This is a genomic window from Pseudonocardia lutea, assembly GCF_042658055.1.
Taxonomy (GTDB): domain Bacteria; phylum Actinomycetota; class Actinomycetes; order Mycobacteriales; family Pseudonocardiaceae; genus Pseudonocardia; species Pseudonocardia lutea.
In genome coordinates this window covers 177350-190259 of the sequence record NZ_JBHSQK010000007.1, presented here as the reverse complement: position 1 = coordinate 190259, position 12910 = coordinate 177350, and the positions used below count along the sequence as shown (strand labels likewise).

14 protein-coding genes and 1 pseudogene are annotated in these 12910 nt (G+C 77.6%); 8 read left to right on the top strand and 7 right to left on the bottom strand.

Annotated features, from left to right (window positions below; all coding sequences use genetic code 11):
- Positions 1–6: 6 nt before the first annotated feature.
- Positions 7–237, bottom strand: coding sequence for a hypothetical protein (locus ACFQH9_RS03860; protein ID WP_379564244.1), 231 nt, complete (start codon positions 235–237; stop codon positions 7–9).
- A 122-nt stretch (positions 238–359) separates the two neighbouring features.
- Between ACFQH9_RS03860 and ACFQH9_RS03855 the strand changes: the two genes are divergently transcribed.
- The 8 genes and pseudogenes from ACFQH9_RS03855 (at position 360) to ACFQH9_RS03820 (ending at position 8193) form a co-directional block, all read left to right on the top strand.
- A complete protein-coding gene (locus ACFQH9_RS03855; protein ID WP_379564242.1) occupies positions 360–908 on the top strand; it encodes a D-glycero-alpha-D-manno-heptose-1,7-bisphosphate 7-phosphatase in 549 nt (182 codons plus the stop codon).
- Entirely contained in the window at positions 905–1945 is a 1041-nt protein-coding gene (locus tag ACFQH9_RS03850) for a glycosyltransferase family 9 protein (protein ID WP_379564240.1), read from the top strand. Before ACFQH9_RS03855 ends, ACFQH9_RS03850 begins: the two co-directional genes overlap by 4 nt.
- Entirely contained in the window at positions 1942–2961 is a 1020-nt protein-coding gene (locus ACFQH9_RS03845) for a glycosyltransferase (RefSeq protein WP_379564238.1), read from the top strand. Before ACFQH9_RS03850 ends, ACFQH9_RS03845 begins: the two co-directional genes overlap by 4 nt.
- A 3-nt stretch (positions 2962–2964) precedes the next feature.
- Positions 2965–4221 (top strand): glycosyltransferase, encoded by a 1257-nt coding sequence (locus ACFQH9_RS03840; RefSeq protein ID WP_379564236.1) that lies wholly within the window; start codon positions 2965–2967, stop codon positions 4219–4221.
- Positions 4221–4808 (top strand): annotated as a pseudogene (locus ACFQH9_RS03835) (D-sedoheptulose-7-phosphate isomerase); the annotation flags it as partial. The gene ACFQH9_RS03840 and the pseudogene ACFQH9_RS03835, both read left to right, overlap by 1 nt.
- An 86-nt stretch (positions 4809–4894) precedes the next feature.
- Positions 4895–5665: an SDR family oxidoreductase gene (locus tag ACFQH9_RS03830; protein ID WP_379564234.1), complete on the top strand. Its 771-nt coding sequence runs from the start codon at positions 4895–4897 to the stop codon at positions 5663–5665.
- Positions 5656–7209, top strand: coding sequence for a PfkB family carbohydrate kinase (locus tag ACFQH9_RS03825; protein WP_379564232.1), 1554 nt, complete (start codon positions 5656–5658; stop codon positions 7207–7209). Before ACFQH9_RS03830 ends, ACFQH9_RS03825 begins: the two co-directional genes overlap by 10 nt.
- A gap of 276 nt (positions 7210–7485) precedes the next feature.
- Positions 7486–8193: a PfkB family carbohydrate kinase gene (locus ACFQH9_RS03820; protein WP_465269515.1), complete on the top strand. Its 708-nt coding sequence runs from the start codon at positions 7486–7488 to the stop codon at positions 8191–8193.
- Positions 8194–8304: 111 nt separating this feature from the next.
- On the opposite strand, the gene ACFQH9_RS03815 is transcribed toward ACFQH9_RS03820, so the two are convergent.
- The 6 genes from ACFQH9_RS03815 to ACFQH9_RS03790 all read right to left on the bottom strand — a co-directional run bounded on the left by ACFQH9_RS03815 (position 8305) and on the right by ACFQH9_RS03790 (position 12778).
- The gene (locus ACFQH9_RS03815; protein ID WP_379564228.1) at positions 8305–8532 is read right to left on the bottom strand and encodes a hypothetical protein; all 228 of its coding nucleotides are present in this window, start codon (positions 8530–8532) and stop codon (positions 8305–8307) included.
- Positions 8529–9503 carry a glycosyltransferase family 9 protein gene (locus ACFQH9_RS03810; RefSeq protein ID WP_379564226.1) on the bottom strand — a complete coding sequence of 325 codons (975 nt, stop codon included), beginning with the start codon at positions 9501–9503 and terminating at the stop codon, positions 8529–8531. The genes ACFQH9_RS03815 and ACFQH9_RS03810 overlap by 4 nt, the downstream gene beginning before the upstream one ends.
- 93 nt (positions 9504–9596) lie before the next feature.
- Positions 9597–10487 carry a 1-phosphofructokinase family hexose kinase gene (locus ACFQH9_RS03805; protein ID WP_379564224.1) on the bottom strand — a complete coding sequence of 297 codons (891 nt, stop codon included), beginning with the start codon at positions 10485–10487 and terminating at the stop codon, positions 9597–9599.
- Between the two features lie 100 nt (positions 10488–10587).
- The gene (locus tag ACFQH9_RS03800; protein ID WP_379564222.1) at positions 10588–10968 is read right to left on the bottom strand and encodes a TraR/DksA family transcriptional regulator; all 381 of its coding nucleotides are present in this window, start codon (positions 10966–10968) and stop codon (positions 10588–10590) included.
- A complete protein-coding gene (surE, locus tag ACFQH9_RS03795; protein WP_379564220.1) occupies positions 10965–11768 on the bottom strand; it encodes a 5'/3'-nucleotidase SurE in 804 nt (267 codons plus the stop codon). Before surE ends, ACFQH9_RS03800 begins: the two co-directional genes overlap by 4 nt.
- Positions 11765–12778 carry an SDR family NAD(P)-dependent oxidoreductase gene (locus tag ACFQH9_RS03790; protein ID WP_379564218.1) on the bottom strand — a complete coding sequence of 338 codons (1014 nt, stop codon included), beginning with the start codon at positions 12776–12778 and terminating at the stop codon, positions 11765–11767. Before ACFQH9_RS03790 ends, surE begins: the two co-directional genes overlap by 4 nt.
- Between the last annotated feature and the right edge of the window lie 132 nt (positions 12779–12910).

The following is a 12910-nucleotide window of genomic DNA, read 5'->3' as shown; positions in this document are numbered from 1 at the left end:
GGGCGCCTACCCGTCCTGCCGGGCCTCGGCGCCGGACTCGCCGGCCATGCCCTCGTCCTGGCCCGCGGACCGGCCCACGAACTCCTCGGAGGTCCCCGTCCCGGTGGTCGAGGCGGCGTCGCCGCGCTCGGTGGGGCGCCCCCCGGTCTCCCGGGAGCGCGCGGTGTGGGTGTCCGGGCTCACGTCGTCCTCGGAGGTGGACGGCCGGCCGAACAGGGCGCGGATCTTCTCGAACATCCCAGGTGGATACCCGGGGAGGACGGGCGAACACCGGATCTCGCGGAGTGTCACGACAACTACGGAGAGTAGTAGTCAGGGAGGAGGAGTTTGCCCTGATCCCCAGCGGTGATTCGTCCACCATGACTCCGGCTTGGACACCGCCCGCCGCGGTCCTCTTCGACCGCGACGGAACGCTCGTGGTGGACGTGCCGTACTGCGACGACCCGTCCGCGGTGCGGCCGATGCCCGGTGCGCGCCGCGCCCTCGGCATGCTGCGCGCGGCGGGGATCCCCGTCGGCGTCGTGTCCAATCAGTCCGGCATCGGCCGGGGCCTCCTGCGCCGGTCGGACGTCGACGCGGTGAACCGCGAGGTCGAGCGCCGGCTCGGCCCCTTCGCCACCTGGCAGGTGTGCCCGCACGCCCCGGGCGAGGGCTGCGCCTGCCGCAAGCCCGCGCCCGGGATGGTGCTGGCGGCGGCCGCCGAGCTGGGCGTCCCGGCCTGCCGGGTCGCGGTGGTCGGCGACATCGGTGCGGACGTCGGCGCCGCACACGCCGCGGGCGCCACGGCCGTGCTGGTCCCGACGCCGGTGACGCGCGTCGAGGAGATCCACGCGGCGCCCGTCGTCGCCCCCGACCTGGTCAGGGCCGTCGACCACCTGATGTACGGCCCGTTCGGGGCCGCCGCGTGAGGGAGGTGCTGGTCGCCAGGCTCGACGGCGCGGGGGACGTGCTCCTCGCCGGCCCCGCGGTGCGGGCGATCGCGCGCTCGGCGCGGGTGACGATGCTGGTCGGGCCCGCGGGGGAGGAGGCCGCCCGGCTCCTGCCCGGCGTCGCCGAGGTGCGCGTGTGGGCCTGCCCGTGGGTGCTGGGCGACCCGCCCCCGGTGCGCCGCGAGGAGATCGACGCGCTGGTCGGCGACCTGTCCGGGTTCGTCGAGGCCGTGGTGCTGACCTCCTTCCACCAGTCGCCGTTGCCGCTGGCCCTGGTGCTGCGGATGGCCGGCGTCCCGCGGATCACCGGCGCCTCGGTGGACTATCCCGGCGCCCTGCTCGACGTGCGGCTGCGGCCGGGCGAGACGCTCGACGAGGACCAGCCCGAGCCCGAGCGCATGCTCGCGATCGCCGATGCCGCCGGGTACCCGCTCCCGCCCGACGACGACGGCCGCCTGCACGTCCGGTTGCCGTCGGCGGCCCGGCCGAGGGTCGCGGACGTGGTGGTGCACCCCGGCGCCGCCGTGGACGCCCGCCGCTGGCCCGCCGGGCACGCGGCCGAGGCCGTCCGGCTGCTGGCCGACGAGGGCTGGCGGGTGGCGGTGACGGGCGGCCCGGGCGAGCGCGAGCTCACCGCGCAGGTCGCCGGCGGGCACGCCCTCGACCTGGGCGGACGCACCACGATGGCGGAGCTGGCGGCGATCATCGGCGGCGCCTCCGCGATCGTCGTGGGCAACACCGCCGCGGCCCACCTCGCCGCCGCCGTCGGCACCCCGGTCGTGTCGCTGTTCGCGCCGGTCGTCCCCGCCGTGCGCTGGCGGCCCTACCGCGTGCCGCAGGTCCTGCTCGGCGACCAGCACGCCCCCTGCCGCGACACCCGGGCGCGGGCGTGCCCGGTCCCCGGTCACCCCTGCCTGGCCTCCGTGCGGCCCGACGACGTCGTCGCGGCCGTCCGGTCGCTCGCTCCCCGATCCGCCCCCCGCACCGGACCTCTCACGGAGGAGATCCCCGCGTGAACATCCTGATCTGGCACGTGCACGGGTCCTGGACGACGGCCTTCGTCCAGGGGCCGCACCGCTACCTGCTGCCGACCTTGCCCGAGCGCGGGCCCTGGGGCGGCGGGCGGCCCGCCGCCTGGGACTGGCCGGCGTCCGCTGTGGAGTGCGCGCCCGCCGAGCTCGCGGAGTCCGACGTGGACCTGGTCGTGCTGCAGCGGCCGGAGGAGCTCGAGCTGGCCGCCGAGTGGCTGGGCCGGGTGCCGGGCCGGGACGTGCCGGCGATCTACCTGGAGCACAACGCCCCGCGGGAGGGCGCGGCGACCACCCGGCACCCGACGGCCGACCGGGACGACCTGCTGCTGGTGCACGTCACGCATTTCAACGCACTGATGTGGGACGCCGGGAGCACCCCGACCACCGTGGTGGAGCACGGCGTCCTCGACCCCGGGCACCGCTACACCGGGGAGCTGGCGGCGGCCGCCGCCTGCATCAACGAACCGCTGCGGCGCAACCGGATCACCGGCACGGACATCGTCGCCCGGCTGGCCGCGGACGTCCCGGTCGACGTGTTCGGGATGGGCACGGACGGCCTCGGCGACGCGCTCGGGGTGCCGGGCGTGCGCGGCTGCGGCGACCTGCCCCAGCACCGGATGCACGCCGAGCTGGCCCGCCGCCGGGTCTACCTGCACACCGCGCGCTGGACCTCGCTCGGGCTCTCGCTGATCGAGGCGATGATGCTCGGGATGCCGGTCGTGGTGGTCGGCACCACCGAGGCGCCGGAGCGCGTGCCCCCCGCCGCCGGCGTGGTGTCCGCCGACCTGCGGCGGTTGCGCCGCGGGCTCGCCGAGCTCGTCGGCGACCCGGACGCGGCCGCGGCCGCGGGCCGGGCCGCGCGGGAGGCCGCGCTCGCGCGCTTCGGCGTGGAACGCTTCCTGCGCGACTGGGAGGACGTCCTGGCGCGCGTCACCGAGACCCCCCGCACCACCTCTCGCACCGCCGCGGTGCCCAGCCCCGCTCTGACCGGAAGGAGCTGACCCATGCGAGTGGCCATGGTGTCCGAACACGCCAGTCCGCTGGCCGAGCCCGGTGGGCCCGACTCGGGCGGCCAGAACGTGCACGTCAGGGAGCTGAGCCTGGCGCTCGGCCGGGCCGGGCACGACGTCACGGTGTACACCCGCCGCGACGATCCGGACCTGCCGGAGGTCGTCGCGTTCGGGCCGGGGGCGCGGGTCCGCCACCTCACCGCGGGCCCGTCGCGGCCGGTGCCGAAGGACGACCTCGTGCCGTTCGTCCCGCTGCTGGCACAGCAGCTGGAGCGGGCCTGGCGTGCCGATCCGCCGGACGTCGTGCACGCCCACTTCTGGATGTCCGGGCTCGCCGCCCGGGGTGCGGCCGGGCTGCTCGGCCTGCCGCTGCTGCAGACCTTCCACGCGCTCGGGCACGTCAAGAAGCGCGAGCAGGGCGCGGACGACACCAGCCCCGCGGGCCGCATCCCGGCCGAGGAGACGTTGGTGCGCACCGCCGACCGGCTCACGGCGTCCTGTGAGGACGAGCTGTTCGAACTGCTCCGCCTGGGCGCCAACCGCCGCCGCATCTCCGTGGTGCCGTGCGGCGTGGACCCGGAGGAGTTCAGCCCGGAGGGCCCGACCCCGCGCCGCGGCCGGCGCAAGCGGGTGCTCGCCCTCGGCCGGGTGGTGCGGCGCAAGGGCGTCGACGAGGTCGTGGAGGCGCTGCGGGAGGTGCCGGACACCGAGCTCGTCGTCGCCGGCGGGCCGCCGGCCGGCGTGGACCTGCTGGCCGACCCCGAGCTGACGCGGCTGCGCGAGCTGGCCCGCCGGATGCGGGTGGCCGGGCGGGTGCGCTTCCTCGGCGCGGTCCGCCGCCCCGACGTCCCGGCCCTGATCCGCTCGGCCGACGCCGTGGTCTGTGCGCCCTGGTACGAGCCCTTCGGCATCGTGCCGCTGGAGGCCATGTCCTGCGGCCGGCCCGTGGTCGCCACGGCGGTCGGCGGCATGAAGGACACCGTGGTCGACGGCGAGACCGGGCTGCTCGTGCCGCCGCGGGACCCGAAGGCCCTCGGCGCGGCGCTGCGCGCGCTGCTGGCGGACCCGCAGGCGGTCGCGGACCTCGGCGCCGCGGGCCGGCGCCGGGTGCTGTCCCGCTACACCTGGACCAAGGTCGCGGCGTCGACCGCCGCGGCCTACCGCGAGGCGATCGCGGGCCGCGAGGGCGGTGCCGCCGCCTCGGGGGGCCCGATGACGGCCTCCCGCGAGGCGAGGACGGGGGTGCGGTGATGGCCGGCGAGCCCCCGACCCCGCACCAGGTGCTGGGCGGTCATGTCGACCGGTTGGAGGCGGCGCTGCCGGCGCTGCGCGCCGCGGCACCGGCCTTCGTCCGCTGGGGCGCCACCCTGGCCCGGCTGCTGCCGGCCGGCGGGCGGATGCTCGCCGCCGGCAACGGCGGCAGCGCCGCGGAGGCCCAGCACCTCACCGCCGAGCTGGTCGGCCGGTTCGACGGCGAGCGGCAGGCGCTGTCCGCCCTCGCCCTGCACGCCGACACCTCGTCGATGACGGCGATCGGCAACGACTACGGCTACGAGGAGGTGTTCGCGCGGCAGGTCCGCGCGCACGGCCGCCCCGGCGACGTCCTGCTGCTGCTGTCCACCAGCGGCCGCAGCCCCAACCTGCTCGCGGCGGCCGACGCCGCGCGCGAGCTCGAGATGGAGTGCTGGGCCCTCACCGGGCCCGGCCCGAACCCCCTGGCCGGCCACGCCACCGACGCCGTCTGCCTGCCGGGTGACACCGCGACGGTGCAGGAGTCGCACCTCGCCGCGGTGCACATGCTCTGCCGGGCCCTCGAGGCGCAGCTGCCCGTTGCGGCGAGCGCCCCGGCCGAGCTGGTGACCCGACCCCACCTGGCCCACCGCCGGGCACCCGCCCTCGACCCGACGATCTCGAGGAGACCCGCATGACCCTCACCGACACCACGGCACCCGTCACCCCGGACTCCGACCCCCGCGACCGGCTCCCCACCTCGCGCCCGCTCGGCACGGTGCTCGTCACCGGCGCCGCGTCGGGCCTGGGCCGGGCCGTCGCGGAGGCGGTCGCCACCGCCGGCGGCACCCCGCTGCTGATCGACCGGACGGACCCGACCCCGGGGCTGACCGAGGCGGCCGACGCCGCGCACGCGATCGCCGACCTCGCCGACACCCGGGCCGCGGAGGAGGCGGTCCGGTCGCTGGTCGAGCGCGCCGGCGGCGTCGACGGCGTCGTCACCTGCGCGGGCACGGACGCCTGCGGGCGGATCGACGACGTGTCCGCCGAGGACTGGGAACGCGTGATCAAGGTGAACCTGCTCGGCACCGCCGCGGTCATCCGCGCCGCGCTGCCGAGCCTGAAGGAGCGCCGCGGGCGGATCGTCACCGTGGCCTCCACGCTCGCGCTGCGCGCCCTGTCCGACGCCTCGGCCTACTGCGCCTCCAAGTTCGGCGTGCTCGGGATGAGCCGCGCGCTGGCCGCGGAGCTGAAGGGCGAGGTCGGGCTGACCACGCTGATCCCGGGCGGGATGGACACCGCGTTCTTCGACGGGCGCACCGAGCAGTACCGGCCCGGCCCGGACGCCAAGCTCAACGACCCGCGCAACGTCGCCGCCACCGTCCTGTTCGCGCTGACCCGCCCCGAGGGGTGCGAGGTCCGCGAGCTGGTCGTGTGCCAGTCCGAGGAGCCGTCGTGGCCGTGAGCCCGTGGCCGGGCCGGTCGCCGGGAGCGGTCCGGCCCCAGTCCCGCCCGGTCGCCTGCGCGCCGCCGGCGCCCGTCACCGCCGCCGCCCGGATCGGGGACCGGCGGCCCCGGGTGCTGGTGCTGGGCGACGTACTGCTCGACGGCTGGGTCCGCGGCAACGCCCGCCGCGTCGCCCGGGACGGGCCCGTGCCGGTGGTCGAGCCGTCGTCGGTCGAGGTCGCCCCGGGCGGGGCCGGCAACGCCGCGGTGGCGCTGGCAGCGCTGGGCGCCGACGTCGAGATCGTCTGCACGGTCGGCGACGACCCGGACGGCCGCACGCTGCGCTCGGCGCTCGCCGAGGCCGGTGTCCGGACGGACCGGTGCGTGCTCGACCCGGCCCGCGTGACCGCGGCCAAGCGCCGGATCGTCGCCGGGGACCCGCCGGGCCAGCCGGTGGCCCGCTACGACGTGGTGCCCCCGGGCCTCCCGGGCAGCGCCACCGTCCGCGCGCTGGCCGACCAGACCACCGCCGCGCTCGCCGACGGGCCCGACGCGGTGCTGGTCGCCGACTACGGGCTCGGCGCGCTGTCCCCGGCCGTGCGCCGGCGGGTCGCCCGCGCCCGCGGCCGGATCCCGCTGCTGGTCGTCGACGCGCACGACCTCGCGCCGTGGGCCGAGCTGGAGCCCGACGCGGTCACCCCGAGCGTCGAGGAGGCCGCCGCCGTGCTCGGCGTCGACCTGCCCGAGCGGGGCCGGCTCGCCTGGGGGCTGGAGAACGCGGAGGCGCTGCGCGCGGCCACCGGCGCCCGGGAGGTCCTGCTGACCCTCGACGTCGACGGCTCCGTGCGGCTGCCCGCCGACGGCACCCCGGCGCGCCGGCCGGCGGGGGAGCACGCCCCGCCGTCCGGAGCGTGCGGCGCCGGCGACGTCTTCGCCGCGGCCTGGACCGCGGCCGTCGCCTCCGGGACCTCCCGCGAGGAGGCGCTGTCGCTGGCCCAGACCGCCGCCGACGTCGTCGTGACCCTGCCGGGCACGGCGGTGTGCACGGCCGCGGCGCTGACCTGCCGGCTGGCCGCGGGCGACCCGGGGACCGTGCTGTCGCACCGGGACCTGCTCGCGGTGCTCGGCGAGCACCGGGCGGCCGGGCACCGGATCGTGTTCACCAACGGGTGCTTCGACGTGCTGCACCGCGGGCACGTGGCCTACCTGCGGGAGGCCGCGGAGCTCGGGGACGTGCTGGTCGTGGCCCTCAACAGCGACGCCTGCGTGACCCGGCTCAAGGGCCCGACGCGGCCGGTCAACCCGCTCGAGGACCGGGCCGGGGTGATCGGTGCACTGGCCGCCGTGGACCTGGTGACCTCGTTCGACACCGACAGCCCGGTCGAGCTGCTCGACCTGGTCCGGCCGGACGTCTACTGCAAGGGCGGCGACTACACGCCGGAGATGCTGCCGGAGACGCCGGTGGTGGAGCGCCTCGGCGGGGAGGTCCGGATCCTCGGCTACCTCGCCGACCACTCCACCAGCGCCATCGTGGCGCGGGCCGCCGAGGGAGCGGCCCGGTGAGCCGGGCGGGTGCCGGCGGCGGTCCCGGCGGGGGTTCCGGCGGCGGGGTCGTGGTGGTCGGGGACGTCCTGCTCGACGTCGACGTGCACGGGACCGTCGAGCGGCTCTGTCCCGACGCGCCGGTGCCCGTCCTCGACGTCGCCGGCGAGGTGGCGCGGCCGGGTGGGGCCGGGCTCGNCGGCCGGGCTCGCGGCGGCGCTGCTGGCCGGCTCCGGGGCCGCGACGACCCTCGTCACCGCCCTCGCGGACGACGCCGACGCCGACCGGCTGCGGGGCATGCTCGACCCGACGCTGGCCCTGGTCACCGGGCCCGCGACCGGTGGGACGCCGGTCAAGTGCCGGTGGCGCTCGGCGGAGGGCCCGCTGCTGCGCACCGACCGGGGCACCGGGCGGCCCGCCGACGCGTTCGGCGCGGCCGTGCGGACCGGGCTCCGTCGGGCGGTCGCGCGGGCCGGGGCCGTGCTGGTGTCGGACTACGGCCGCGGCGTCACCGCCGACCCGCAGGTGCGGCGGCTGCTCGCCGACGCCGTGGCGGCCGGGACGCCCGTGGTGTGGGACCCGCACCCCAAGGGCGCGGACCCCGTGCCGGGGGTGATCATGACCCCGAACGCGGGGGAGGCCGCGGGGGCGCTCGGGCTGCCGGGCGGCGACCCCGTCGGCTGTGCCGCGGAGCTGCGCCGCCGCCGGGAGAGCCGGGCGGTGGTGGTGACCCGGGGTGACCGGGGCGCGGTGCTGGTGACCGCGGCCGAGCGGGTCGCGGTCCCCGCGCTCGACGTCACCGGGGGCGACCCGTGCGGGGCCGGCGACGCCTTCGCGGGCCGGCTCGCCGCGGCCCTCGCCACCGGTGCCGCGCTGCGGACCGCCGTGGAGAGCGCCGTCGAGGCGGCCGGGCGGTTCGTGGGGGCCGGCGGCGCGGCGACCGTCCGCTGCGTGGAAGGCCGGTGGACCCAGGTGCCGGCCGGGGTGGCCGAACGCGCCTCCTGAGTCGGGAGTTCCGGCAGCGCGGTGATCGCCGTCCGGGACCGTCTGTGGCCGCAGGGGGCGTCGAACGGTCCGGGACGGCGATCAGGCGTCGTAGCGGCCCTCGGCGGCAGGTCAGCCGCGCGGGGCCTCGTCGTCGTCGACCGGGACCTCGCGGTGCTGCTCCAGCACGTCGTACGGGTCGGCCTCGGTGCTCGGGTCGATCTCCTCGACGTCCAGGCCGGTGCCGCGGTCGCGCACGTCCTCGAGGTCCGCGGCGGGGTCGGTGGCGATCTCGTCGTGGGCGATCATGTCGGGCCGGGTCACGTCGTCGGAGTTCCTGTCGCGGGTCGGCTCGTTCATGAGGCCTTCGTACCCGCGGGAGTGGGCTCGACACACCCCGTGGCGTCGGTGACGTCCAGGCACGCCGCCTCGACCTCGTCCACCCCGATCGCGAGCAGGGCGGGATCGGGGTCGTCGGCGAACGGGTCGCCGCGGCGCACCTCCGCGTGCGTGAGGGCGCGGTGCGGGCCCGCGGGCGGACCCCAGCGTTCCGGCCCGACCGGTCCGAACAGCACGACGGACGGGCGCCCGAACGCGGCGGCGAGGTGTGCGATCCCGGTGTCCCCGCTGACCACGAGCGCGGCCCCGGCGACCAGCGCGGCGAGTTCGGCGATCGAGGTCCGCCCGGCCAGGACCCGGTCGTCCGCGAGACCGGCTCCCGCGGCCACCTCCTCGGCGAGGGCGCGCTCGGCCGGCCCACCCGTGACGACGACGGGGCCGAGCGGGGCGAGCCGGCGCGCGAGCGCGGCGAAGCGGCCGGCGGGCCAGCACTTGGCGCCGAAGGCGGCCCCGGGGTGCACCACGACGGGGCCCGGCGGACCCGGCGGCGTCTGCGCGGGCGTGGGGAGTCGGAGGTCCTCCGGATCGGCCGGGACGCCGTGGGAGGCCAGCATGGTGCACCAGCGGACCCGCTCGTGCAGCAGGTCGAGCTCCCCGGCCGGCGGCCCCGGCCAGCCCAGCTCGGGGCGGCCGAGCCCGATCCGGCGACGGGGGGTCAGGGCCTCGAGCGCGCGGTGGCTCTGCGGGCCGGCGCCGTGCAGGTTCACGGCGATGTCCACCGGCGCGGGGTAGGTCAGCCCGTCGGGCGCGGCAGTGGGAAGCACTTCGTCGACGGCGCCGATCAGCGCGGCGAGCGGCTCCAACACACCCGCCGTGGCCAGCACGAGGTGGTGGTCCGGGTGGTGCCGACGCAGCGCCCGCAGCGCCGGGACGACGGTCAGCAGGTCGCCGAGGTTCAACGCCCGCAGTGCGAGCAGGACGGGAGCCGACACGGTGATCGACTACCCGCTCCCCACCGCACCAACCGCCCTACGACCCGTGGTGGCCGATCTCGGGACCCGCGGTGCTGGACGTCCCGACTCGCGCTACTTCAGCGGGGCGAGCTGCACCCGTTCGGCCAGCACCTGCACCGCCTCCTCGCCGCCCGTGCCCAGGCCGTGCCGCACGACGTTGAGCGCGCCGCAGGCGGCCCCGGTCCGCAGGACCTCCTCCCACGACCCGCCCGCGGCCAGGCGCGCCGTCATCCCCGCGGTCTGCGAGTCGCCCGCCCCGCGCGGGTCGTTCGCCCGGACCGGGGGCGGGGTGACCGTGAGGATCTCGTCGGACTCGCCGCCGAGGGCGAGGGCCGGGTCGCCGGCCCGGCTGACGACCACGGCCCGCGCCCCGTCCTTGATCAGCTGCCGCATCGCCGGCACGACGTCGTCGACCTCGGTGGATCCGGCCCGCTCGTGCGCCACGAGCTCCTCGTCGCTCACCTTGAGCAGGTCGACGCCGGCCGCCACGACCGCCTCCATCCGCTCGCCGGACAGGTCGGCGACGACCCGCACGTCGTTGGCGCGCAGGTCCCCGGCCAGCCGCCCGTACAGCCGGGCCGGCACGACGGTCTCGGACTGCGGCCCGGACAGCAGCACCGTCCCGGCGCGCAGGCCCTCGGCGAGGGTGAGCTCGTAGAGCCCGTCGAGCTCGTGCCGGTCCAGCGGCGCCGGGAGCTCGGCGGCGATCTCGACCCGGCCCTCGTCCTCCGGCTGCCGGCGGTCGTGCACGTACCCGCCGTTGCGCGCGGCGGTCTCGACGAACCGCAGCTCGACGCCGTCGACGGCGATCATGCGCTCCAGCAGCCGGCCGGTCTCCCCGCCCAGGCCGGCGCAGAGCCGCGCCGGTACGCCCAGGGCGGCCAGCATCCGCGCCTGCCACACCCCTTGCCCGCCGGCGTGGACGTGCAGCTCGGGCTGGCCGGCACGGTCCTCGATGGTCACCGTGACGATGGGGGAGGGGGCGAAGACGACGACGGGAGGGCGCGAATCCGACATACCGGACCCGTACCCGCCCCCTCGCGCCCCTATTCGGGGCCCGGGCTCACGTGTCGACGCGCCGCACGTCGTCCGGCCGGCTCGGGGACGCGGTGTCGGCGTGGTCGCGGCACCGGTCCGTCTCGGGCCGCACCTCCAGCCGCTCGTCGTCGATCTCCTTGCCGCACACCGCACAGCGGCCGTACTCGCCGGCGTCGATCCGCTCCAGTGCGGCGACGACCTGGGCGCGCTGCATCCGCAGGGTGCCCCGGGACAGGTCGTTCTCCATCGCCTCGGCGATCCGCGACCCGCGGTCGCCGAAGTCCATTCCACCGGCCAGCTCGTCGGAGTCGCGCTGCTCCGCCTGGTCGCGGGCCTCCTCCTCGGCCTCGTGGTCGAGCCGCTCCAGCTCGGCGGTCAGCTTCTCGCGGGCGTCGGTGACGTTCATGCGCTGGTCCTCTCGTCGGTCATGCGCGCGGCGTGGGCGAGGCGCTCGGGGACGAGCAGATCGGGGTCCTCGGTCAGGCCGCGCAGGGCGGTCAGGGTCGGGTGGCCGGCGGCCAGCAGGGCGCGGTCGCTGCCCGGCTCCGCCCGCTCACCGGTCTCGACCTCGCGCAGCAGCAGGCCGTGGCCGTCGGCGTCGTCGACCAGGGTCTGCACCACACCGCGCGGGTCGAGCGGGGCGAGCCGCAGCTCGCGGTGCTGCTCGACGGGCCGGTCGGGCACGTTGAGCGAGAGCGTGGTCCCGAGCGGGCTGTCCAGCAGCAGCTCCAGCACGCGCGGGAGGTAGGTCACCACGGCCTCCCAGTTCTCCTCCTCCTCGGCACCGAGCGCGACGTCGAGCGACACGGCCAGGCCGCGCCGGTCGTGCAGCCCGGCGGTGAGCGCGGCGCCGACCGTGCCGGAGTGCAGCACGGCGCGCCCCACGTTGCCGCCCCGGTTGATCCCCGAGAGGACCAGGTCCGGAGCGGGGTCGAACCAGCCCTGCAGGCCGGCCACCACGATGTGCGCGGGCGCGGCGCGCACGGCGTACGCGGGCAGGCCGGAGGGGCCTTCCACCTCGCGGACCACCGTGCGGCCGTCCTCCTGCACGGCGGTGATGGAGGCGCTGGCCCCGGAGAACTGGTGCTCGGGGGCGGCGATCACGACGTCGAGCCCGGCCGCGCTCGCGGCCTCGGCCAGCACGGCCAGGCCGGGGGAGTCGATGCCGTCGTCGTTGGTCACGAGGGCACGGGTGGCGCGCGTCATCGTCGGGGAGTACCCGTCCGCTCCGGACCGACACCGCCGCCCGGGTGGCCGCCCGGGTCCGGCGAGGGATCGGTGTGTTCGTGCCACCGCTCGGCCGCGGCCTTGTCGAGCCCGGTGAGGCGGCGCAGCCACCGGGGCAGCGGCGCGGTGTACGCCGGGCGCGGCGGGCCCGCGGCGCCGGCCGGACCCGGCAGCAGCCGCTCGACGGCGGTGATCAGCCGCAGCGTCGTCGACGGCGCGAGGGCGTGCACCCGCGACCCGATGTGGGCCAGCGGGGTCAGGATGATCTCCGGTGTGCCGCGCAGGGTGGCGCGGACCAGCCGACGGGCGGCGTGCTCGGCGTCGGTGGAGACCAGCGGCAGCGACGCGCCGAGGGTGAACCAGGACCGCTCGGCCTGCGCCTTGCCGGTGACCAGCGCGTTGCGCGAGGAGCCGGTCCGCATCAGCCCGGGGACGGCGACCGTCACCGACACGCCCTGCCGGCCGGCCTCGACCCGCAGCCCCTCGGCGAACCCGACCGCCGCGTGCTTGGCCGCGGTGTAGGGCAGCAGGTGCGGGGCGGGCAGCTTCCCGCCGATCGAGGTGATCGCGAGGATCCGGCCGCGGGTGCGGGCCAGCAGCGGCAACGCCTCGAGCGCGGGCCGGGCCAACCCCCAGAACATGACGTCCATCGCCTGCACGTAGTCCTCGTCGCGCAGGTCCGGCTGGGGTCCGACCTGGATGATCCCGGCGTTCGCGACCAGCACGTCGAGCCGGCCGAACTCGCGCTCGGCGGTCGCGACGAGCTCGTGCGCCGCCTCCGGCCGGCCGACGTCCGCGCCCACCGTGACCACCCGCGCGCCGCGGGCCTCGAGGTCGGCCCGGGCGGGTTGCAGGCCGTCGGCGTCGCGGGCGCAGACCACCAGGTCGTGGCCGCGGTCGGCGAGCTCGCGGGCGATCAGGAAGCCGAGGCCGCGGCTGGCGCCGGTGACCAGGGCGACCGGGCGGTCCGGTGCGTCGGTGGGGGCCATGCCGCAGGGATGCCCGGCTCCGCGCCGCCGACACCCCGACGGTGCTCACATCCCGGCTGCGGACCCCGACCGGGGGCACCGGCGCATGCGGGCGGGCGGTCCGGGTAGCCGCCCGCCGACCCCTACCCCCGA

Bases quoted from the DNA above. Each gene is read 5' to 3' on its own strand.
- ACFQH9_RS03860 (WP_379564244.1), bottom strand. From the start codon at position 237: ATGTTCGAGAAGATCCGCGCCCTGTTCGGCCGGCCGTCCACCTCCGAG.
- ACFQH9_RS03855 (WP_379564242.1), top strand. From the start codon at position 360: ATGACTCCGGCTTGGACACCGCCCGCCGCGGTCCTCTTCGACCGCGAC.
- ACFQH9_RS03840 (WP_379564236.1), top strand. From the start codon at position 2,965: ATGCGAGTGGCCATGGTGTCCGAACACGCCAGTCCGCTGGCCGAGCCC.
- ACFQH9_RS03830 (WP_379564234.1), top strand. From the start codon at position 4,895: ATGACCCTCACCGACACCACGGCACCCGTCACCCCGGACTCCGACCCC.
- ACFQH9_RS03820 (WP_465269515.1), top strand. From the start codon at position 7,486: ATGCTCGACCCGACGCTGGCCCTGGTCACCGGGCCCGCGACCGGTGGG.
- ACFQH9_RS03815 (WP_379564228.1), bottom strand. From the start codon at position 8,532: ATGAACGAGCCGACCCGCGACAGGAACTCCGACGACGTGACCCGGCCC.
- ACFQH9_RS03800 (WP_379564222.1), bottom strand. From the start codon at position 10,968: ATGAACGTCACCGACGCCCGCGAGAAGCTGACCGCCGAGCTGGAGCGG.
- surE (WP_379564220.1), bottom strand. From the start codon at position 11,768: ATGACGCGCGCCACCCGTGCCCTCGTGACCAACGACGACGGCATCGAC.
- ACFQH9_RS03790 (WP_379564218.1), bottom strand. From the start codon at position 12,778: ATGGCCCCCACCGACGCACCGGACCGCCCGGTCGCCCTGGTCACCGGC.